We start from the raw sequence: 20,445 nt of genomic DNA, 5'->3' as shown, positions 1-20,445 counted from the left end.
ACAGCGTCAAGACCGTGTCTTTGGCAGGTCGGGCCGCCCGCTACGTGCGCTTGACCCCGCTTGAGAGCGTCGGCGGCTTCTTCTCGGCTCGCGAGCTGGCGGTATACAAGGTCGACGGCTCCGCCCCTTGGGCGGTTGGGTCGAGCACCATGTCCGAGTCCGTTTCCGAGGGCGACTACACCAACATGATGAACTACCTGGCGCTCGACGCTAAGGACAGCGATTTCGCCAAGCAGATCAAGGAGCGCTACGCCGACCTCAACGGCAACGATGCCTACGATGTGTACGATCACTCCTTTACCATGGCGGCGCTCGACGGCGGAACCAAGAAGGAAGGCGCCGTGTCCGGCGATCTGCTGGTTGCTCCGGGCAAGACCCATGTCGCCGCCGGCGAGGAGGTTTCGGTAGACCTGATCGCAAGCGATATGGCAAACGCCAACGCGCTGGGCGCTCTCGTGAGCTTCGACTCGTCCAAATTCGAGTTGGTCGACAACAGCATCACCAAGTCCGCCGATCTGCTCGAGATGGAGAATCTCTCCAAGCTCAACAAGAGTAAGGACACGGTGAACCTGGCGTTTGCCAACCGTGGCGACAAGCCGCTCTTCAACGGTTCCGGCGTGGTGGCCAACTTCAAGCTGCGTGCTAAGGCGGAGACCGATGTCAATCTGGGCGCAATATCCATCGCGGTGGGCCCCGCGGGCGACTTTGTCCAGATCGAGAACACGGGCGAGATCACGTTCCCCGAGAAGCCCACGCAGTCTTCCGGCGAGCTTGGTCAGGATTCGTTCAACATCACCATGACCAACGAAGCCCTGCCCTCCGATTCCGGTGACAACGTGAAGGAGCTGGTGCAACAGGGTAGCTGTGCCGCGCTGTTCAACGGGCAGAACGATCGAGGCTTCGAGCTCAAGTACTACTATGCCGACAAACCCTTCGACGAGCGCGTGGGTCTGCCGGTCAATCTCGGCTTCACGCTCAAGGAGCCTCGAGCACCGAATGAGATCGCACTTACCAACGGAGCTGCCGCGGCAAACGGTTCCATCACCAGCCTCAAGGCCATCGTAACCTTTGAGGACGATACCGTTCAGGAGTTCAAGGACGGTGCCTTCTCCTCGCCTGCGGAGGTTTATACCTTCGCTATTTCCGAGGCCAATGCCGCCAAAAAGGTGAAAAGCGTGGTCATCACCCCGCTGACATCCACGGGTAAGGCGACTGGGCTTGAGAGGCCCGACAACCGCATGCTGACCATCGGTGAGATCGACTTCAAGTACACCGACGCCGCTCCCAAGGTGGACGAGGTGAAGCTGGACGATTCCAATGCCAAGGTGTTGTATGAGAACGAGCTGACAAAGGTCGGGGCGACCATACTGCCTGATGTTGGCTACCCGTTCTTCACCGTGGAGAGCGATGAGCCCGACGTCGCAGGCGTGGTGCCTGTTCAGTCCGGCGATTCGGTGACCTGGTATCTGCGCGGCAACGCGCCGGGTACCGCTCGGATTACGGTGAAGTCCGTGCTGGATGAGACCAAGACCGCCAGCTATACCGTGGAGGTCAAGAAGGGCGTGGACGCGTCCGCGCTGGTAGACGCCGTGGAGGCTGGTAAGAAGGTCAAGGCAGACCTATGCGAGGAGCAGAGCTACAAGGCTTTGGACAACGCTGTGAAGGCTGGCGAGTCCATCTTGAAGAAGGAGGGTGCTACCAAGCAGGAGGTGGCAGACGCCGCCAAGGCTATCAACGATGCGCTGGCCGCCCTGGTGTTCCGACCGGTGGACGAGAGCAAGAAGATCGACCTGAAAGCGGACGCCGTCAGTGCATCGAGCTCTGCGTCGGAGTCTCCCGTAGAGGGCGCCGTGGATGGAAATCCCAAAACCTTGTGGCATTCGAGCTATGCCGCCGACGTAACCCTGCCTCAGTTCCTTGTGTTCGATCTTGGCAAGGAGACCTGGGTGAGCGACATCACCTTCCTTCCGCGGCAAGACGTCGGCGTGAACGGCGACATCTTCGAGGCGAAGGTGTATGCGCGCAAGCCGGCCGGGACGCCCGAGGTCCGTACGCTCGATGCCGATGCTGCGTCGGGGGACGACGGGTATGCAAAGGTGGGGACCTTCACATTCAAGAACAACGGGTCTGTGCTCGATAAGCGCGACGAGTACAAGCAGATGACGTTCGAACCCGTGAAGACGTCTGCCATCAAGCTGGTGATCACCAAAGCTGGATCTTCTAACCCAGCGGAGCTCAACAAGTATGCGTCGGCGGCAGAGGTGAAGCTGTATAGCGCAGATGAGCCCACTACCGAGACCCCGGATCCCAATCCTCCGGTTGATCCGGATCCCAATCCGCCCGTGGACCCGGACAAGCCGGGCAATCCCGATCCGGAGAACCCGGACCCCGACAAGCCTGTTGATCCCGATGTGCCCGGCCAGGGCGGTGACCAAGATTCAAACCAAGGTGGACAGCCTGGCGAGCAGGGAGGACAGACCGGTCAGAGCGGTTCTAACCAGGGCGGTTCTGCAAAGCCCAACGGCAAGCCTTCCGGCGGCGCGCTCGCCCAGACCGGAGACCCCGCATTGATGGTTGCGGTTCCGGTCGCTGCGGGCGGCGGCATCCTTGCAGCTATTGGCGCATGGCTGCGTCGCAAGCGCAAGTAGCCGGTTGTTGATGGCGGTGCTATAACAAGCAGCAAGTAATAAGCAAGGGCGGCGCCTCGGTATCGGGGCGCCGTTTGTTTATGGAGATGGGTGGCGGAGCGATGTCCATGTGAGCTGGTCGCCCTTGTCTGTCGGACGGAACGGATGAAAAAAGCCCGGCCACCCCATGTCGAGGGATGGCCGGGCCTAGTTATCGTCCAAAAACGCTACTGAGCGTCTTGCGGCACAGGTGAATCCACGCGGCTGGAGGAATCCGGGTGGATGGTCATGGTCTGGAAACGGTGCGCCATGTACTCGTTATCAAAGTGCTGGGCGTAGAACTCTTCAACGGGGGAGCTGGGCGCCAGTCCGCTTTCGCGGCAGAACCAGCAGTCCAGCGACTGCAGCGTCATAACGCCGTTGACCAGCATAAGGACGGTGACAACGGTGGTAAGCGAGTAGCGCATCTTCCAGGGGATGAGGTTGATGACCTTGAGCAGGCGCGGCAGGCACAGCTTGATCCAGAACAGGCCCAGTATGCCCCACATAATCATGAAGGGGGTAGAGGTGCGCCCGTGGAAGAAGATCGCCATGGGGTCTGGTATGCCGGGCAAGAGCTCGTAGGAGTAACTCCATGCGATGGCGCCAAAAGAGGTTTGCATCCACCAGCTCACCGCGGCTTCGAACACGCCGCCAATGACGGCGCTAACCAAGAAGATGATGAGGAAGTTCTTTTTATAGAAGCGGTTGAGGGCCACCGTAAGAAGTACGGCGCCAAAGCCGTAGATGGGGCTAAAGGGACCAAAGAGCAGGCCCGCGCGGTCCTGGTAGACGCCGGGGTCAACCCAAACCATATGGAAGATGATCTCGATAATAAGGCCTAGCACGCAGCAGACCATAAAGACCCAAAAGAGGTTGAAGAAGTTGAGTTTGATGTAGCCCCCGCCAGTGAGGTCTCGACCAAGCATGCCTTTTTCTGCTGCCTCGCGGTCTTCAAGGTCGCGCAGGCGGCGCTGTAGGTCGCGCTCTTCGTGCAGGGTGGGGTCGATGGTGGCCGACAGGGCCGTGAGGATGGCGAGCTGGATGGCGGGACGAATAAGGTGCACGCCGATACCCTGCAGCATGACGTCGATAAGAATCTGGCCGATGGTCATGACGATGAGCGCATACGCCCAGCGTCCCGCATCACGGCGGTAGCTCTTGATGAGCGTCCAACCAAAAAGGATGAGGGCGACCGAGGCGACGAAAGCCAAGATGGAGCCTATGACCGTCATGCTCACCGTAAGCGTGAGGTCCGTGCCCATGAGAACGTCTTCTTGGCCGATGACCAGGCGATAGACCATGATGCCAAAGTAGGCACCCATAAGCGGTAGCGAAATGATGCCGTCCAGCGCGCACAGGGCACCGTAGACACGGACGATGAGGGGAATGGTTTTTAGCTGCTCGGCGGTAGGGGTCTTGGGGTTGAGATCGTTGCCCGGCAGGCCGTAGTCTGTCCGCGCGGCTTCGATGGAGTCGCTCGAGGTGCTCACAGAGGTGCTCCTTGTTTTGATGCGATGATTGATAACTCGAGGGATTTTACCCGTTTTGCATAGCGCGTACTCTACATTTGGCCTTGCCTGTGGGGTGGAATGCATCCCGTACGCTGTTGGAAGGGTGCTAGTCGGTATACTGAAGGGGTTGAAGAAGCTGTCTATCGACACCGTCTATTGGGAGGCACCATGGCCGAGAATACCGAGAAGACCCCGCTTGTTGGAATCATCATGGGCTCTAAGTCCGATCTGCCCGTTATGGAGGGCTGCACCGCTGAGCTGGAGCGCCTGGGCGTTCCCTACGAGCTGGTCATCGCCAGCGCGCACCGCACGCCGGACAAAGTTCACGAATGGGCGGAGACCGCGGCCGACCGCGGCATCAAGGTGATTGTCGCCGCCGCCGGCAAGGCCGCGCATCTGGGCGGCGTGGTCGCCGCCTTTACCCCGCTACCGGTTGTGGGCGTTCCCATGAAGACGAGCGATTTGGGCGGCATGGACTCCCTGCTCTCCATGGTGCAGATGCCCTCCGGCGTGCCCGTCGCCTGCGTTGCCATCAATGGAGCCAAGAACGCGGCCATCTACGCCACGCAGATTCTGGGTGCTACCATGCCCGAGTATCGCGAGGCGATCGTTAACCTCAAAAACGAGATGGCTCAGGCCTAGCATTCTCGCCCTCTGTAAGCGCGGTGCATCAGCGATGGTGCGCTGCGCTTTTTGCATGATAGGGAGACCTTACGTATGGCAGAAAACAACCAGCGCGACGTCGACCGCCTTGTTGCGGATCTTAGCGTATCGAGCACCCGCTCCAGCCGTGTCCGCATGGTTCCTGCAGGCGGGCACTTTGCCCAGGGCGATGGGGCCGCTGCGCCCGCGCCCACCACGGTTGGCGGCGCCGCAGCCGGTAGGCGTTTTCGCCAGCGCACCGCTATGGACGAGGAAGAGCCGCGGCCTGCCGGTGCGCGTTTTGCCGATTCACGGCCTGCTGGCGCCCGTTTTGCATCCGCCCATGTGGACGAGGGCCATGTGGACGATGGCCGGCCGCAGGTTACCCGTCCTGCCGGTAGCAGGTTCTCATCTTCAAGCGGCGCATTCGGTCCCGTGTCTTCGCGCGTGCCCGCTGTCCCCAAGCACGGTGCCCCTGAAAAGCCGGACGCCGCCTCCGTCACCACCGCGGCGATCGACATCTCCGACTCCCATGCGGCGACCGAGCCTTTGTCCCATGGATCAGAGGTCCTTGCCGCGCCCAAGCCCGCCGACACCGCAGAGTTCACCGCGGCCGCAACCGCGGCCGCTGCCACGCGTTCGCAAGCTCCCGCAGCGGAGCCTTCCGCGCGCGCCCTGGGCGGTGCGGCGACGCTTGCAAGCGGGGCGACGCCGTTGGCACCGGCGTATTCCAAGCGATCCTCGTTCCATGCGCCTGCAGTCAAAGGGGCCCGGCGGCAAGAAAAGAGGGGCGCGAAGGGCGCTGCGAACAATGGCGTGGCCGATAGGCGGGCCTCGTCCAAAAAGAAGGCGCCGCGCGGCTGGCGCGATGTGCTGCCCGTGGTGCTGATTGTTGTCGGTGTGGTCCTGTTGCTGGCCGCCGCCTTTATCTTTGTGCGCGCACAACTGGGGTATCGCGAGGCACAGGCAACGTATGACCAGCTAGAGACCTATGTGGTGACCGATACCGCCGGTGATGACCTGCCAAGCGTGGATTTTGATGAGCTTGAGGCGATCAATCCTGATGTGGTGGGATGGATTTACGTGCCGGGCACGCCCATCAACTACCCGGTGGTGCAGACCACGGATAACACCACCTACCTGCGCAAGCTGTTCGACGGTACGCCCAATGGGTCTGGCACCGTATTCATGGACTGCGATGACACCGCGCCGGGCGGCATCGACCAGCAGACCACGCTGTATGGACACCATACGCAGGACGGCAAGATGTTCCGCGCCATCGATTACGCACTTGACCAGGATAAATTCGACCAGATCGATGCGGTCTACTACATGACGCGCGATGCCACCTACGTGTGCCGACCTCTCATGGATTGCTTGGTGGAGGACACCTTTACGGATGCGCGCATCGCTACGTTTGAGGACGAGGGTGCGTTCTCGAGCCATCTGACGACGATGCGGGGCATGGCTAAGGCCGTGGCGGAAGATGTGGACGAGCGTCAGGCGAGTGCGGAAAACGTGCTGACCCTGGTGACGTGTTCTGGAGAAATCATCCCCCGTACCACCCGCGCCGCCATGGTGTGCACCATCGAGAAGCGGATTGATAGACTATAGCCAGTCAATAAAACTACTAACTCAATAGGTATATATCTGTTGGGAGAAACAGAAGGGAGACCCATGGCTACCATGCCCTCGATCGATGAATGGTTGCGCGAGGCTAAGCAGGACCCTGGATTTCGCAACTGCGGCATGTACCTTGTGCATAACGGAACGGTGCGCGAGACGCCAAAAGCCCAGGCGCGCGGCATCGAGACCGACGGCGTCGCTGCGGGCGAGAAGGTTGCCGGCATGCATTTTGACTACGACGAGCAGCGCGTGCAGGCGGCCGTCGAGGAGGCGCGCGCCCTGCCCGGCATTGAATACGTGCGCGTGTGGCTGAACCGTGGCGAGCTTGAGCTGGGCGACGACATTATGCTGGTGCTCATTGGCGGCGATATTCGTCCCCGCGTGATCGATGCCCTGCAGTCGCTGGTGGGCACCATCAAGAACGAATGCGTGAGCGAGGTCGAGAAGCCCGCGTAGGCTTTAAGGCAACGGCGACGCCACCGAATAGGATGACGTCGCCGTTTTGGTTGCGCGATTAGGCGGGTTGGGCACCGCTCTACTTCTTGTTGCGGTTGAAGTTGATGAGGCAGCCGTCGAGGATGATCTGGCGCTCGTCCGCGGTAAGCGGGGCCATGTACAGGTCGATGGTGCCGCTTACCTGGCCGTTGCGGATGATGTGGCCCGCGAAGCGCTCCTCGCCCGCTTCTACGGCTTTGCGCACGCCGGGGATGAAGACGTAGTCGCCCACCTCGAACTGAGGGGCGTCATCGGACTGCAGCGGCAGCATGCCCCAGTTGATGACGTTGGAGCGATAGCGCTTGGTGGCGTACTGCTCAACGATGTTGGCCACGCCGCCCAGCACGCGCTGGCAGCTGGCAGCCTGCTCGCGGGCGGAGCCATCGCCGGGTTTCACGGCGTAGATCATGCTGCCCATCTCGGTGTTCCCAAGCGATGCCGCGGGCTCGACCTGCTGGGCTGCCGAAAACGCGTCGGCAACCTCGGCGGCAAGCTCGCCCTCAAGACGCTGCGACTCCACGGCGGCGAACGCCTTGGCGCGGCCCACGTACTCCGGGTCGCGGCGGGAGAGCGTGAACTCGGCCAAGCCAAGCGGGTTGGAGCGATAGGACGAGGTCTCGCCGGATGGGATGAGCTCGTCGGTGGTGGTGACGGGGTCCATGATCTTGGAGCAGACTTGCATCAGCAGGTTTTCGCCCAAGGGCTCCATCTGCGGCCAGTCCTTGATGTTGGGGCCGTAGACCAGGGGGTCTTCCTTCTTGCCGCAGCCAAAGCCGCAGAACACGCGGTTGTTGTAAGAGGTGGCATCGAACTCGTGCTCGGGAACGTCGCCCCAGCAATCCAGCGCGTCGGCCCCGGTGAGAACGCCGCCTGCGGCAGCGGTGGCGGCGATGGAGCGGGCGTCCATCAGCGCCACGCCGGACATCTGGCCGTTACCGGGCTTGGAACCCTCGCGGTTGGGGAAGTTGCGGGTGGTGTGACGCACGGACAGGCAGTTGTTTGCCGGCGTGTCGCCCGCGCCAAAGCAGGGGCCGCAGAACGCGGTGCGAACGATGGCGCCTGCCTGCATGAGGTCGTAGACGGCGCCCTTCTTGACCAGGTCCGCGAAGACCGGCTGGGACGAGGGGTAGACGGAGAGCGCGAACTCGCCGGAGCCGCAGCTCTTGCCGCGCAGCGCGTTGGCCGCCTCCATGACGTTGGTGTAGTTGCCGCCCGCGCAGCCGGCGATTACGCCCTGCTGCACGTGGATGCCGGCGGAGTTGACCTTGCTCATAAGATCCAGCGAACCTTCGCGGCCGGCGATCTTGTCCGCCGCGCGCTCGACCTCCGCCAAGATGTCGCGCGGGTTGGCGTTGAGCTCGTCGATGGTGTAGACGTTGCTGGGGTGGAAGGGCAGGGCGATCATGGGGCGGATCTTGGAGAGGTCCACGCGCACGCAGCCGTCGTAGTAGGCGACGTGTGCCGGATCAAGCTGGCGGTAATCGTCCGCGCGTCCGTGGTCGGCAAGGTAGCGACGCGTGTCATCGTCCGTACGCCAAATGGAGGAGAGGCAGGTGGTCTCCGTGGTCATGACGTCCACGCCGTTGCGGAAGTCCGTGGTCATGGTCGCGACGCCGGGGCCCACAAACTCCATCACCTTGTTCTTGACGTAGCCGCAAGAGAAGACGGCGCCAATGATGGCGAGCGCCACGTCCTGCGGGCCAACAAAGGGCTGGCAGGAGCCCTCAAGGTAGACGGCGACTACATCCGGGGTGGCAACGTCGTAGGTTTGACCCAGCAGCTGCTTTACCAGCTCGCCGCCGCCCTCGCCAATCGCCATGGTGCCCAGGGCGCCGTAGCGCGTGTGGGAGTCCGATCCCAGGATCATCTTGCCGCAGCCGGCCATCATCTCACGCATGTACTGGTGGATAACGGCCATGTGCGGGGGTACGTAGATACCGCCGTAGTGCTTTGCGGCGGAGAGGCCAAAGAGGTGGTCGTCCTCGTTGATGGTGCCGCCGACGGCGCACAGGGTGTTGTGGCAGGTGGTGAGCACGTAGGGCATGGGGAACTTCTCAAGACCGCTCGCCTTGGCGGTTTGGACAATGCCCACGTAGGTGATGTCATGGCTGGTGAGGCAGTCGAAGGTGACCTTGAGGCGCGACTCGTCCCCGGAGGCGTTGTGGGCCTGCATGATACCGTGGGCGATGGTGCCGCGGCGTGCTTCCTCGCGGTTGGGCACGCCGCCCGTAAGACCAATCAGTGCCTCATGGTCGTTCTGGGGTACAACGGTGGTGCCTTGTAGCAGGTAGACGCCGCCGTCATAAAGGGTTACGCCGTCCATGTCATCTCCTTGCGCATATCCTCGTCCGCACTTTATGCCGTATGCGTGCGGTCCGAAACGACAAAACAGTTGGTAGTCAATCATATAGCGCATTTTCGCAGCTCTTAAGCAGCCTTATGCGAATTAACGAAGATGAGCGTTTTTAGGCATGCGAGTTGCAGGGGGTACCTAAGGGACGGGTGCGTATAATAAATGGGTATTTCTCGTCCAAGAGGCAGACAGGGGAAGATATGTCTCAAGAAACCGTCCGCGCGGCCAATATGGCCGGGACCGTTACGAGTTGCGAAGTCGACGAGCAGCTTACCGATGAATTGAATGAGGAGTGCGGCATCTTTGGCGTATGGGCGCCCGATCGCGACGTCGCCCGCCTTACGTACTTTGGTCTTCGCGCTCTGCAGCACCGCGGCCAGGAATCCGCCGGTATCGCTTCCGGCGACGGCGGCACGGTGATGGTGCGTAAGGACCTGGGCCTGGTGAGCCATGTGTTCTCCAACGCCGATATCGACGCGCTTTCCGGCCAGCTTGCAATTGGTCACGTGCGCTACGGTACCGCCGGCGCCAAGAGCTGGGAAGCCTCGCAGCCCCACCTCTCCACCATTGGCGACGTCATTGTCGCGCTTGCCCACAACGGCACGCTGGTTAACACGGACGAGCTTCGTCGCCAGTTGATTGAGCTGGGCGTTCCCTTTAACTCCAATTCTGACTCCGAGGTAGCGGTCAAGTTGATCGGCTACTTTACCCAGGAGACCCACCACCTGCGCGAGGGCATTCGCAAGACCATGGAGCTCATCCGCGGTGGTTACGCCATGGCGCTGATCAACGAGGAGGCGCTCTACGCGTTCCGCGACCCCCATGGTATCCGCCCGTTGGTGCTGGGCCGTCTTACCAGCGACGAGGGCGTGGCCGCCGCCGACGCCGCCGCTGCAGCGTCCGCTCTGCCCAGCGACGCCAAATCTGCCGACGACCTGGTTGGTGACGAGGTCGTCGCCAGCGCCGCCGGTTGGGTTGTGACGTCTGAGACTTGTGCGCTCGATATCATTGGCGCCGAGTACGTGCGCGACATCCGTCCTGGCGAGATCCTGCGCATTTCCAAGGAGGGCCTGGTCTCCGAGCAGGGCGTGCCCGCGGCCGAGAAGACCGCTCATTGCATCTTCGAGCAGGTGTACTTTGCTCGCCCGGACTCCATCATGGACGGCAAGTCCATCTACGCCTGCCGCTATGATATGGGTCGCAAGCTGGCGCTCGAGTGCCCGGTCGAGGCGGACATGGTTATCGGTACGCCGGACTCCGGCCTGCCGTCTGCCGAGGGCTACGCCTTTGAGAGCGGCATCCCCTACGGCACTGGCCTGATCAAGAACCGCTACGTCGCCCGCACGTTCATCGAGCCCACGCAGGAGCTGCGCGCCATGGGCGTGCGCCTCAAGCTCAACCCGCTCAAAGACGTTATCGAGGGCAAGCGCATTGTGGTTGTGGACGATTCCATTGTCCGCGGCACCACTATGGTGCAGCTGGTTCGCATGCTGCGCCAGGCGGGCGCCAAAGAGATCCACGTGCGCATCAACAGCCCGGAGGATATCTGGCCGTGCTTCTACGGTGTGGACACCGGCGAGCAGAGTCAGCTGATCTCCGCCACCAAGACCGTGGACGAGATCTGCGAGTTCATCGGTGCGGATACCCTGGCGTTCCTCTCCGTTGACGCGCTGCTTGAGTGCGTACCCAAGGCGGGTTACTGCACCGCGTGCTTCACGGGCGAGTACCCCGTGGCTATTCCGGAGAGCTTTGGCCGCGACAAGTTTATCGAGGGCTACGAGCCCCGTCTGCTGTCCAAGCCCGAGGCCGTCACCGGCCACTGCGTTGTCGATAAGGCGGATGACCGCAGCTGGGAAGAGGAGCATCCCGAGGCGTAGGCGCGGCTAAACTGACTTTTAGGGCGTGGGCAAGATATGTTGTCCACGCCCTTTTTGTTTTTGGCGAGGGCTGGGGCTACGAATATGCATCGAGCCCTTTTGCGACCTGCGTGTTCTTGGGGGAGTATCCACGTGAAAACGAAGGTGAAAAACCGTCTCTTGTCGGGATGGTCAATGAGTGCCACGAGGTGGGTAAGGACGGGCTTGATCGCGGTTCAAACTGGTGTCTTGGTTTCCTCCAAGCGCTGCGCGATTGGTGGTCAGGTAGCTTAAGAGATCTCGGCGGGCTATTCCCGCACGCAATCACTTCGCTTGCATGGATACAAAACGCTATAAACTGTTTGTTAGGCGACATTTGTTGATAGCTGTAGGTCCTCCCACGGTATTTTTCATTGCGAGCTTCGTCCCAAATAAGTCATGTATAAAAATCTGATCCCCACCCCGTGGCCCTCATTGACCAACCCGAAGCGGGACGACTTGTTTTTGGCGTACAGAAAGCTCGATTCCTTCTTCATTTTGAATGAGGGCCGGTCTGCAATTCGAAAAGCGGCGATTGTTCGTGCAGCTATCTATGTAATTAAGTAATGGGTTGCGAACTGGATGGCCCCCGCTTGCCGTTTACTCTCAAATCTGAGAGATATTCTGAGAGTGGAAGGTCGATTCCGAGTGTTCTAAGAGAGGCGCTGGTAAATGCTGTTGTACACAGAGAGTATTCGCCCATGTTCGCTGGTGAGGCGGTGAGTGTCGATATTTATCCGAATAGGATAGAGGTGACAAATCCCGGAGGACTGTGGGGTGGAAAAACGCTAGAGACCCTGGCGGACGGCAGCTCACGGTGTCGAAACGCAAGGCTTATGAGCTTGATGGGCGCTGCTTCTTTGCGGCACGGTGCGGGCTATCTGGTGGAAAGCCAGGGCTCGGGTATCATCACCATGCTTCGAGAAATGGAAGAACATGGCTTGGATGTGCCTATATTTGTGGCGAAGTCGGATTCGTTCAAAGTCATTTTCAAGCGTCAGGAGATGCAGGTTTCCGCAAAACCATGTGAGCCGGCGGGGGCTTCGGGGTTTCCGCAGGGGTGCAAAGAACGGAATAGGGGACAGATGCAGCGTGCGCAAATGGATGTCGACGTGCAGGCGGACATGGAGATTGATTCTTGCGAAGCCATGCGTCCACGCGAGTTGCGCCAGCAGATTGTTGCTTCCATGTCTGACGGCGAGACGCGCGGAGCTCGGGAGTTGGCGAGCATGATGGGCGTTTCGCTGCCCAAGATTCGCTACGCGTTGGCACGGTTGGTGGACGAGGGCGAGTTGATGCCAACCGCTGCAACCACTAATAGAAATAGAAAGTACAAGAAGGTAGAGGTCTAGCTGTTATCATGCTGAAGTAGGAATCCCTGGGTTGAAAGGAACCTGACATGGCCGACACATCCAAGCACGTTACCTACGAGGACGCCGGCGTCGACACCGCCGAGGGCGCACGCGCCGTCGACGCGATCAAGCAGATGGTCGCGGAGACCAATCGCTCCGAGGTAGTCGGCGGCATCGGCGGCTTTGGAGGACTGTTCTCCGCCGCAGCCTTGAAGGACATGGAGGACCCCATCCTCATCAGCGGTACCGACGGCGTAGGCACCAAGTTGGTCCTCGCCCAGCTGCTCGACCGTCACGAAACCGTGGGTCAGGACCTGGTCGCCATGTGCGTAAACGACATTCTCGCTTCCGGCGCCGAGCCCCTGTTCTTCCTCGATTACGTGGCGATCGGCCACATCGAGGCTTCCCAGATGGCCAAGATCGTCAAGGGCGTGGCAGACGGTTGCAAGCTCGCCGGCTGCGCGCTGGTGGGCGGCGAGATGGCCGAGCACCCCGGTGTCATGCGCCCCGATGACTACGATCTGGCGGGCTTTGCCGTGGGCGTTGTCGACCGACCCAAGATGATCGACCCCGCCAACGTACAAGCCGGCGACGTGATCTTGGGCCTGCCCTCCACGGGTGTCCACTCCAACGGCTATTCGCTGGTTCGCAAGGTCATTGGTGTCGACGGCATGGTTCCGGGCACCCCCGAGGCCGAAGCCAAGCGTGCCGAGCTCGAAGTGGTCCGCGAGGACCTGGGCGGCGTTTCTTTGGCAGACGCCTTGTTGGCTCCCACCCGCATCTACGTCAAGCCCGTTTTGGAGCTGCTGCGCGGCGGCGCTCCGGTGCACGCGCTCGCGCACATCACCGGCGGCGGCATCACCGAGAATCTCGACCGCGCCCTGCCCAAGAACGTAGACGCTTTGGTGACGCGCGACGGGGACAAGATGGGCTGGTCCGTTCCCCCCGTCATCACCTACATCTCCCAGCAGGCTCAGCTCGCTCCCAACGAGGCGTGCAAGACCTTCAACATGGGCGTCGGCCTGTGCATCATCTGCGCTCCCGAGGATGAGGCGAATATCGTCGCCGCCCTCGAGACCGTGGGCGAGCGCCCGTTCCGCGTCGGTACCTGCGTTGAGGGCACCGGCAAGGTGGTGTACACGGATGAGCAGTAACGAGCTCATCGGCGCCGAGCTTGAGGCTGCCGGCCTGCGTGAGATCGATAGCGCTGTCGCTACATCGCGCGCCGCGCAGGACGCCTTGGATAACAATGCCCTTCAGCAGGCTATTCGCGAGCGCCGTGCAGCGGGCGACGCCGCTCCTCTCAAGCTGGGCGTGCTTATCTCCGGATCCGGCACCAACCTGCAGGCTATCATCGACCGCATTGCCGACGGAACGCTCAACGCGAGCGTGGAGCTGGTGGTTTCCAGCCGTCCGTCCGCCAAGGGTTTGCAGCGCGCCGAGAAGGCGGGCATCCAAACGCTGACGCTTTCTAAGGACGTCTACGCCGACCCGTTGGCAGCCGATGAGGTTATCGCCTTCGAGCTGTTAAAGCACCAGGTCGATTACGTTGTTATGGCGGGTTACATGCGCATGGTGCACGCACCTTTGCTCCAGCTGTTCAAGAACCGCGTGGTCAACATACACCCCGCGCTGCTGCCTAGCTTCCAGGGCGCCCACGGCATCCAGGATGCATACGATCGCGGCGTTAAGGTGACGGGCGTGACCGTGCACTTCGCCAACGAGGTTTACGATCAGGGCCCCATTATCGCCCAGGAGACCGTGCGCATCGAGGAAGGCATGAGCGTGGATGAGCTCGAGGCCAATATCCATGCTGTGGAGCACGTGTTGTATCCGCAGGTAGTGGACTTGCTTTCTGCGGGCCGCGTACATGTCGATGAGGACAACCGCGTTCAGATTCTGCCCGAGTAGCTTCTCCTGTTTCTTGCGCGCCCCGAGCGATAACAAAAAAGCGATTTTTCTGCGCCCCGTTCAATTAGGATGGGGCGCATTGTTGTTCAAGGTGCATCCATCTTTCCATACAACGCAAAACGCCGTCTGTCAGGGTTTTCGGGATGTGGGGACGGGTGGATTTCTGCCGATAGCCAAGAGAAAATGAGAAACCTCGGTGGTGCTCTGTAGAAATACTGCAGAAATAGCGCTTGCGCAGGATGGATATGCGACAATCTCTGTTTACGTGCGTCGCTAAAAAAGGCGATTCCATGCGAACCGTTTAATCGACTGTGGCGCATTGGCAGGTAATCGCGTATTCCGCCCTTAGGAAAGGGATTCGCCCATGGTGATGAAGAAGAACATGAAGATCAAGCGCGAGGAGAAGGAAGCTCCCAAGCCCACCAAGGCCGAGCGCAAGAAAGAGGCCAAGTCCAAGCTTACCAAGACCGGTAAGATCATCCTGGTCGCGATCGGCGTCGCAGCCATGCTGCTCTCCGTGACCGCCATGGCCTGCTCCGGCATCCTCAACCAGGCAAATTCGACTGAAGAGTATCATCTCACCGGTGGCGTTGCCGCCACAATCGATGGCACCAACATTACCGAGGACACCGTCACCAAGCAGATCATGAGCACTCGCACCTCCGGCGGCTATGACGATGATGCTGCATGGGCAAGCTATCTCAAGGGCCAGGGTAAGACGCCCGAGTCCCTGCGCGAGGAGACCATTCGCTCGCTGGCTGGCAACTACCTGCTGTCCAAGGCGGTCAAGGAGTACAACATCACCGTCTCTGACGACGACGTGAACGAGTCCTTCGAGAACGCCGCCTCCAGCTACGGTGGCACCGAGGCTATGATGAGCATGCTGAGCCAGCTGGGCTACACCGAGGATTCCTACAAGGAGCAGATCAAGAGTAGCCTTGAGCAGCAGAAGCTGAAAGAGGAGGTTGCTCCCGAGAAGGAGCCCACGGACGATGAGGTCTTGACCTACTTCAACGACAACGTCTCCACCTACAACGACGCCCGTCGTTCCTCCAACCTCCTGATCAAGGTTGATTCGGACGCTTCTGATGAGGATAAGGAGAAGGCAAAGGCCACCGCGCAGGAGGCTCTGGACAAGATCAACTCTGGCGAGCTCTCCTTCGAGGATGCTGTCGAGGAGTATTCCGAGGACACCGGTTCCAAGGACGATGGCGGTGACGTGGGCTGGGACAAGCTCACCAGCTTTGTCACCGAGTATCAGGATGCTCTGAGCGCCCTGTCCAAGGATCAGATCAGCGGCATCGTCGAGACCACCTACGGCTATCACATCATCAAGTGCACCGACTACTTCCATGTGGACGAGAAGGCCGATTCCATCGACCAGATTCCCACCGAGATCAAGGACGCGATCGTCTCGAGCCTCAAGAGCTCCCAGGTCGACGAGGACTACAACGCTTGGTTTGAGGAGTACATCGACAAGAACGATCTCAAGATCAACGCCATGCCGGCAGACGTTCCCTATAATGTGGACATGAACGCTGCTGATTCAAGCGACGCCGACAGCAGCTATGACTCCAGCAGCGATGCTGATGCCAATAGCGGTTCGGCCGAGTAAGAACCGCTTACGTCGTCGAGCCTTGTTGCACAAGATCGGTTGATGCGTAGAACGTGCGCCGCGTCCTGCTCAGTGCGGGCCGCGGCGTTTTTACAAGCGCCTCCGCGCGCGAGATTGGAGAGACATGACTAACGAAGAGCTGCATGCGCAGATGGTCGCGGCGATGAAGGCCAAGGACAAGACCCGTCTGTCCATCATTCGCCAGGTTATGACCGAGGTTAAGAACATCGAGGTCAACGAGCGTCGCGATGTTACCGAGGAAGACGTCAACAGCATGATCAAGCGCCTGATCAAGCAGACCAGCGAGACGCTCGAGATGTCCAAGCAGGCCGGCAACAACCAGGAGCGCACCGATGTCCTGACCCAGCAGGTCGAGATCCTCGAGTCCTTGCTGCCCGAGCAGATAAGCGGCGATGCCCTGGTTGCCCTGATCGAAAAGACCATCGTCGAGGTCGGTGCCGAGTCCCGCAAGGACATGGGTCGCGTCATGGGCGCCCTTAACGCTGCTACCGGCGGAAACTTCGACAAGGCTGCTGCTGCCAAGGAGGTTGGCGCTCGCTTGTCCTAAGCGTTTCTTGGACGAGGAAACGGGGCCGTTCGCATTTCAAGCCCAGGTGTGTTCGGTGCGCATCGCGCACTTCGAGGCATCGGAGCTTGAGGGCGGACGGCCCTTTCTTGTTGGGGCTCGGTTGCGGGGGCTGCAAGGTTTTAGGGTTGTTCACAGAGCCATATGAGGTGTCGGCGCCAAGGCCATCTGTAGTGAAACCTGCGGTTTCTTCGTGGGGCTGCTGGCGCAGTATGGATAATGCACCCTACAATAGGGAATAGAATATGGACAAATCCAACTAATTGCCTGATTAGTATTGGATAATCTACGCGCTGTACTCTAAAGGGCTTTCGTAAAGGATAGGTTACCAGGCCGTTGCAAAGCCTTAACCGCACTAAACGTGCAGGAGATACATTAGTAGAATAAAGCACAGCCAAACGCTCGGTCCTCGAGCGTTGCATTGGCAGTATGGAGGGGAAACATCTATGGCCGATATGATTCAGATCAAAGGCTTGAACAAGTACTTTGGCGACCTGCATGTCCTCAAGGACGTTAACCTCAACGTCAAGGAGGGCGAGAAGCTGGTCATCATCGGTCCGTCCGGCTCCGGCAAGTCCACGCTCATCCGTTGCGTCGACTTCCTTGAGGAGCCTACCACCGGCGAGGTGGTCATCGACGGCACCGTGCTTACCAAGAAGAACCACCTGGAGATGGCTCGTAAGTACAGCTCCATGGTATTCCAGCAGTTCAACCTGTATCCCAACATGACCGTGCTGGGCAATCTCACGCTGGCACCCATCAAGCTCCAAAAGAAGAGCAAGGAGGAGGCAAACAAGATCGCCATGGCCGCCCTCGAGCGCGTCGGCCTGGCAAACAAGGCCGGTGAGTACCCCCAGAACCTCTCCGGCGGCCAGCAGCAGCGCGTAGCCATCGCCCGCGCCCTTTGCACCAAGCAGCCCATCATCCTCTTCGACGAGCCCACCTCCGCTCTGGACCCCGAGATGGTCCAGGAGGTCCTCGACGTTATGATCGAGCTGGCGCAGGAGAACATCACCATGATGTGCGTCACGCATGAGATGGGCTTTGCCCGCCAGGTGGCAGACCGCGTCATCTTTATGGACGATGGTCAGATCCTGGAAGAGGGCACGCCCGATCACTTCTTCGAGAATCCGCAGAACCCTCGCTGCAAGGACTTCCTCGCCAAGATCCTGCACTAACCCGTGCAAGGGGATCTCACTCGATTTCCATCAATAGTTATCAGTCGCATGCCGCCCGCGCGGCCGGCACGCGAGCGTAGTACCAAATGGAAGGGGTACCACCATGGATATGAATCGTCGTCAGTTTATTCAGGTATTTGGTCTCGCCGCCCTGGGCATCGCCGGTGCCGGCTCCCTTGCCGGTTGCGGCGGCAACGCAGGCTCCGGTTCCTCTGACACGTCCTCCAAGCTCGAGGCGATCAAGAGCCGCGGCAAGCTTAAGGCCGGCGTTAAGAAGGACGTTATCGGCTACGGTTACCTCAATACCGCTACCAACGAGTACGAGGGTCTCGAGATCGACCTGTGCTACCAGATCGCCGCTGCCGTCTTGGGCGTCTCCTATGATGAGGCCAAGGAGCAGAAGCTGGTCGAGTTCACCGACGTCACGCCTAAGACCCGCGGCCCGCTGATCGACAACGACCAGCTCGACATTATTTGTGCTACCTACACCATCACCGACGAGCGTAAGAAGAGCTGGGACTTCTCCACGCCCTACCGCACCGACCACGTGGGCATCCTGGTCAAGAAGGCCGCTGGCATGAAGTCCATGGCCGACCTCGACGGCAAGGTCATCGGCGTCTCCCAGGGTTCTACCACCAAGGACCTTGTCAGCGAGATGCTCAAGGACCAGGGGGTCGACGCCACCCCCAGCTTCCAGGAGTTCCCGGATTACCCGTCCATCAAGAGCGCCCTGGACGCCGGCAACATCGATGCGTTCGCCATGGACCGCTCCACCCTTAAGGGCTACACCACCGATGACTGCGAGCTGCTCCAGCCCGAGATCGAGTTTGGCGCTCAGGATTACGGCATCGCTACCAAGAAGGGTTCCGACCTTTCCAAGACCGTCGACGATACCGTCAACGAGCTGCTTGAGAACGGCTGGCTGGACGAAGAGATCAAGGCTTGGGACCTGCTCTAATTAGATTTTTTGGACGATGGACCCTTGCCGCGCATCGCATGTGGCGGCGCGTCTGCCGTGATCGCGGTGCACCCGCGGGTTCTCGTCCGCAAACACTGTGCGTCCGGGCGGAGCCATCTGCCCGGACGCTCAGTACGATAATGGCACGTTGGAAGGATCTATATGCTAGAGGGACTCCTCGATCCCGCGCGATGGGAGTTGACGCTGGCCGAAAGCGGTCCGCTGTGGGAGGGCTTTGCCTTTACCCTGCAGGTGGTCATCGCCGGCCTGCTGCTCTCCCTTGTGTTGGGAACCATCTTGGGCGTGTTCTCCACCACGCGCTCGCGCATCCTGCGCGCAATCAGCCGCGTGTACGTTGAGTTCTACCAGAACACCCCGCTGCCGGTGCAGGTGTTCTTCATGTACATGGCCGGCCCGCAGATTCTGCAGGCCATCACCGGCGCCGCCATGCCCGTGCGCATTCCCGCGTTTGTCCTGGGCTTCATGGGCGTGGGCCTGTACCACGCGGCATACATCGCCGAGGTCATCCGCACCGGTATCGAAGCAGTTCCGCGCGGACAGATGGAAGCGGCACTGTCGCAGGGCTTCACCCGCGTGCAGGCGTACCGCTACGTGATCTTGCCCCAGACGTTCAAGATCATCCTGCCGCCGCTATGCAACCAGGCGCTCAACCTGGTTAAGAACAGCTCCGTCCTGGCGCTCATCGCCGGCGGCGACCTTATGTACAACGCGGACAACTTTGTTTCCACGTACGGCTACCTGCAGGGCTACATCCTGTGCTGCTTCATGTACTTCATCATCTGCTTCCCGCTGGCAATTCTTGTCCAGTACCTGGAGCGCCGCTCCAAGCAGCGTCCGCGCGCCAAGGTGATTCCCGGCATTACGCCCGATCCCGCAAAGGAGGCGTAATCCATGGAACTGTTCAACGCCGCCAACATGACGTTTATCATGAACGGCTTCTTCAAGACCATTCAGATATCCGTTCTCGCTATTATTTTCTCGCTCATCCTGGGCACCATCCTGGCCATGGTCAAGCAGTACTGCACCGGCAAGCTGCGTCCCTTGTCTTGGATAGTCAGCGCCTACATCGAGCTGTTCCGCTGCACCCCCAACCTGCTGTGGATCCTCTTTATCTACTTCACGGTCAAGGGCTCAGACGTCTTCATCTCCGTTTTGGCATTCACCATCTTCACCTCTGCCGTCATGGCAGAGATCGTCCGCGGTGGATTCAACTCCATCCCCGCCAGCCAGTTTGAGGCAGCGCGCAGCCAGGGTTTTGGCTTCTTCGCCACCATGCGCTACATCATCTTGCCTCAGACGTTCAAGACCATCATCCCGGCGCTCTTCAGCCAGTGCACCACGGTGATCAAGGACAGCTCGTACCTGGCCGGTGTCAACGTGGCCGAGTTCATGTACACCACCAAGGTTGTTATGGCGCAGACCACCAACTTGGGTCAGGTGCTCATGCTCTACGGTTTTGTATTCGCGCTGTACTTCGCCCTCAACTTCAGCATCTCGCTGCTGGTGCGCGCATACCAGCGTCGCGTGGTCGCTGCATAGCCGCTGAATCGGCATAGTTCTCTTCACGGGCGCGGACGATGAGCCACTGGGCAATCGCTTCGCGCCCGCTGCGTAAAATGCGCTAGACTCGATG

16 protein-coding genes and 1 pseudogene are annotated in these 20,445 nt (G+C 60.2%); 15 read left to right on the top strand and 2 right to left on the bottom strand.

What is annotated here, in order from left to right; translation table 11 throughout:
- Positions 1 to 14 precede the first annotated feature (14 nt).
- Entirely contained in the window at positions 15 to 2,648 is a 2,634-nt protein-coding gene (locus B3H65_RS01570) for a discoidin domain-containing protein (RefSeq protein ID WP_286683860.1), read from the top strand.
- Between the two features lie 206 nt (positions 2,649 to 2,854).
- Here the strand turns inward: B3H65_RS01570 and B3H65_RS01565 are convergent, their stop codons facing one another.
- Positions 2,855 to 4,159, bottom strand: coding sequence for a putative ABC transporter permease (locus B3H65_RS01565; protein WP_117679706.1), 1,305 nt, complete (start codon positions 4,157 to 4,159; stop codon positions 2,855 to 2,857).
- Between the two features lie 189 nt (positions 4,160 to 4,348).
- Between B3H65_RS01565 and purE the strand changes: the two genes are divergently transcribed.
- The 3 genes from purE to B3H65_RS01550 all read left to right on the top strand — a co-directional run bounded on the left by purE (position 4,349) and on the right by B3H65_RS01550 (position 6,904).
- Positions 4,349 to 4,822 carry a 5-(carboxyamino)imidazole ribonucleotide mutase gene (gene purE, locus B3H65_RS01560; protein WP_009141851.1) on the top strand — a complete coding sequence of 158 codons (474 nt, stop codon included), beginning with the start codon at positions 4,349 to 4,351 and terminating at the stop codon, positions 4,820 to 4,822.
- Between the two features lie 75 nt (positions 4,823 to 4,897).
- Entirely contained in the window at positions 4,898 to 6,436 is a 1,539-nt protein-coding gene (locus tag B3H65_RS01555) for a class B sortase (protein WP_286683859.1), read from the top strand.
- A gap of 63 nt (positions 6,437 to 6,499) precedes the next feature.
- Positions 6,500 to 6,904 (top strand): molybdenum cofactor biosynthesis protein MoaE, encoded by a 405-nt coding sequence (locus tag B3H65_RS01550; protein ID WP_286683858.1) that lies wholly within the window; start codon positions 6,500 to 6,502, stop codon positions 6,902 to 6,904.
- 79 nt (positions 6,905 to 6,983) lie between these two features.
- Here B3H65_RS01550 and B3H65_RS01545 read toward each other — a convergent pair whose 3' ends face one another.
- A complete protein-coding gene (locus B3H65_RS01545; RefSeq protein ID WP_286683857.1) occupies positions 6,984 to 9,266 on the bottom strand; it encodes a hydratase in 2,283 nt (760 codons plus the stop codon).
- Positions 9,267 to 9,526: 260 nt separating this feature from the next.
- Here B3H65_RS01545 and B3H65_RS01540 point away from each other — a divergent pair, with 260 nt between their 5' ends.
- From B3H65_RS01540 to B3H65_RS01490, 11 genes and pseudogenes are all read left to right on the top strand, one after another.
- Entirely contained in the window at positions 9,527 to 11,173 is a 1,647-nt protein-coding gene (locus B3H65_RS01540) for an amidophosphoribosyltransferase (protein WP_286683960.1), read from the top strand.
- A 584-nt stretch (positions 11,174 to 11,757) separates the two neighbouring features.
- A pseudogene (locus tag B3H65_RS01535) lies at positions 11,758 to 12,171 on the top strand (ATP-binding protein); the annotation flags it as partial.
- A 105-nt stretch (positions 12,172 to 12,276) separates the two neighbouring features.
- Positions 12,277 to 12,543, top strand: coding sequence for a GntR family transcriptional regulator (locus B3H65_RS01530; RefSeq protein ID WP_286683963.1), 267 nt, complete (start codon positions 12,277 to 12,279; stop codon positions 12,541 to 12,543).
- A 47-nt stretch (positions 12,544 to 12,590) separates the two neighbouring features.
- Positions 12,591 to 13,697, top strand: coding sequence for a phosphoribosylformylglycinamidine cyclo-ligase (gene purM, locus B3H65_RS01525; protein WP_286683856.1), 1,107 nt, complete (start codon positions 12,591 to 12,593; stop codon positions 13,695 to 13,697).
- Positions 13,687 to 14,454, top strand: coding sequence for a phosphoribosylglycinamide formyltransferase (gene purN / locus B3H65_RS01520; RefSeq protein WP_286683855.1), 768 nt, complete (start codon positions 13,687 to 13,689; stop codon positions 14,452 to 14,454). The genes purM and purN overlap by 11 nt, the downstream gene beginning before the upstream one ends.
- A 364-nt stretch (positions 14,455 to 14,818) precedes the next feature.
- Positions 14,819 to 16,069 carry a peptidylprolyl isomerase gene (locus B3H65_RS01515; RefSeq protein ID WP_286683854.1) on the top strand — a complete coding sequence of 417 codons (1,251 nt, stop codon included), beginning with the start codon at positions 14,819 to 14,821 and terminating at the stop codon, positions 16,067 to 16,069.
- A 124-nt stretch (positions 16,070 to 16,193) separates the two neighbouring features.
- The gene (locus tag B3H65_RS01510) at positions 16,194 to 16,637 is read left to right on the top strand and encodes a GatB/YqeY domain-containing protein (protein WP_286683853.1); all 444 of its coding nucleotides are present in this window, start codon (positions 16,194 to 16,196) and stop codon (positions 16,635 to 16,637) included.
- A 473-nt stretch (positions 16,638 to 17,110) separates the two neighbouring features.
- Positions 17,111 to 17,833 carry an amino acid ABC transporter ATP-binding protein gene (locus B3H65_RS01505; RefSeq protein ID WP_181973347.1) on the top strand — a complete coding sequence of 241 codons (723 nt, stop codon included), beginning with the start codon at positions 17,111 to 17,113 and terminating at the stop codon, positions 17,831 to 17,833.
- Positions 17,834 to 17,936: 103 nt separating this feature from the next.
- Positions 17,937 to 18,791: a transporter substrate-binding domain-containing protein gene (locus B3H65_RS01500; protein WP_286683852.1), complete on the top strand. Its 855-nt coding sequence runs from the start codon at positions 17,937 to 17,939 to the stop codon at positions 18,789 to 18,791.
- Positions 18,792 to 18,953: 162 nt separating this feature from the next.
- Entirely contained in the window at positions 18,954 to 19,700 is a 747-nt protein-coding gene (locus B3H65_RS01495; protein WP_009141839.1) for an amino acid ABC transporter permease, read from the top strand.
- A 3-nt stretch (positions 19,701 to 19,703) separates the two neighbouring features.
- A complete protein-coding gene (locus B3H65_RS01490; RefSeq protein WP_009141838.1) occupies positions 19,704 to 20,351 on the top strand; it encodes an amino acid ABC transporter permease in 648 nt (215 codons plus the stop codon).
- Positions 20,352 to 20,445 lie beyond the last annotated feature (94 nt).

Source organism: Collinsella sp. UBA1693 (assembly GCF_002320115.1).
Taxonomy (GTDB): Bacteria; Actinomycetota; Coriobacteriia; order Coriobacteriales; family Coriobacteriaceae; genus Collinsella; species Collinsella tanakaei.
Note: the sequence above shows the minus strand (reverse complement) of the source record. Positions and strands in the feature narration are given on the sequence as shown.

Excerpts from the sequence above, each read along its gene's own strand:
- purE (WP_009141851.1), top strand. The coding sequence starts at position 4,349 with ATGGCCGAGAATACCGAGAAGACCCCGCTTGTTGGAATCATCATGGGC.
- B3H65_RS01555 (WP_286683859.1), top strand. The coding sequence starts at position 4,898 with ATGGCAGAAAACAACCAGCGCGACGTCGACCGCCTTGTTGCGGATCTT.
- B3H65_RS01550 (WP_286683858.1), top strand. The coding sequence starts at position 6,500 with ATGGCTACCATGCCCTCGATCGATGAATGGTTGCGCGAGGCTAAGCAG.
- B3H65_RS01545 (WP_286683857.1), bottom strand. The coding sequence starts at position 9,266 with ATGGACGGCGTAACCCTTTATGACGGCGGCGTCTACCTGCTACAAGGC.
- B3H65_RS01540 (WP_286683960.1), top strand. The coding sequence starts at position 9,527 with ATGGCCGGGACCGTTACGAGTTGCGAAGTCGACGAGCAGCTTACCGAT.
- B3H65_RS01530 (WP_286683963.1), top strand. The coding sequence starts at position 12,277 with ATGCAGCGTGCGCAAATGGATGTCGACGTGCAGGCGGACATGGAGATT.
- purM (WP_286683856.1), top strand. The coding sequence starts at position 12,591 with ATGGCCGACACATCCAAGCACGTTACCTACGAGGACGCCGGCGTCGAC.
- purN (WP_286683855.1), top strand. The coding sequence starts at position 13,687 with ATGAGCAGTAACGAGCTCATCGGCGCCGAGCTTGAGGCTGCCGGCCTG.
- B3H65_RS01515 (WP_286683854.1), top strand. The coding sequence starts at position 14,819 with ATGGTGATGAAGAAGAACATGAAGATCAAGCGCGAGGAGAAGGAAGCT.
- B3H65_RS01510 (WP_286683853.1), top strand. The coding sequence starts at position 16,194 with ATGACTAACGAAGAGCTGCATGCGCAGATGGTCGCGGCGATGAAGGCC.
- B3H65_RS01505 (WP_181973347.1), top strand. The coding sequence starts at position 17,111 with ATGATTCAGATCAAAGGCTTGAACAAGTACTTTGGCGACCTGCATGTC.
- B3H65_RS01500 (WP_286683852.1), top strand. The coding sequence starts at position 17,937 with ATGGATATGAATCGTCGTCAGTTTATTCAGGTATTTGGTCTCGCCGCC.
- B3H65_RS01495 (WP_009141839.1), top strand. The coding sequence starts at position 18,954 with ATGCTAGAGGGACTCCTCGATCCCGCGCGATGGGAGTTGACGCTGGCC.
- B3H65_RS01490 (WP_009141838.1), top strand. The coding sequence starts at position 19,704 with ATGGAACTGTTCAACGCCGCCAACATGACGTTTATCATGAACGGCTTC.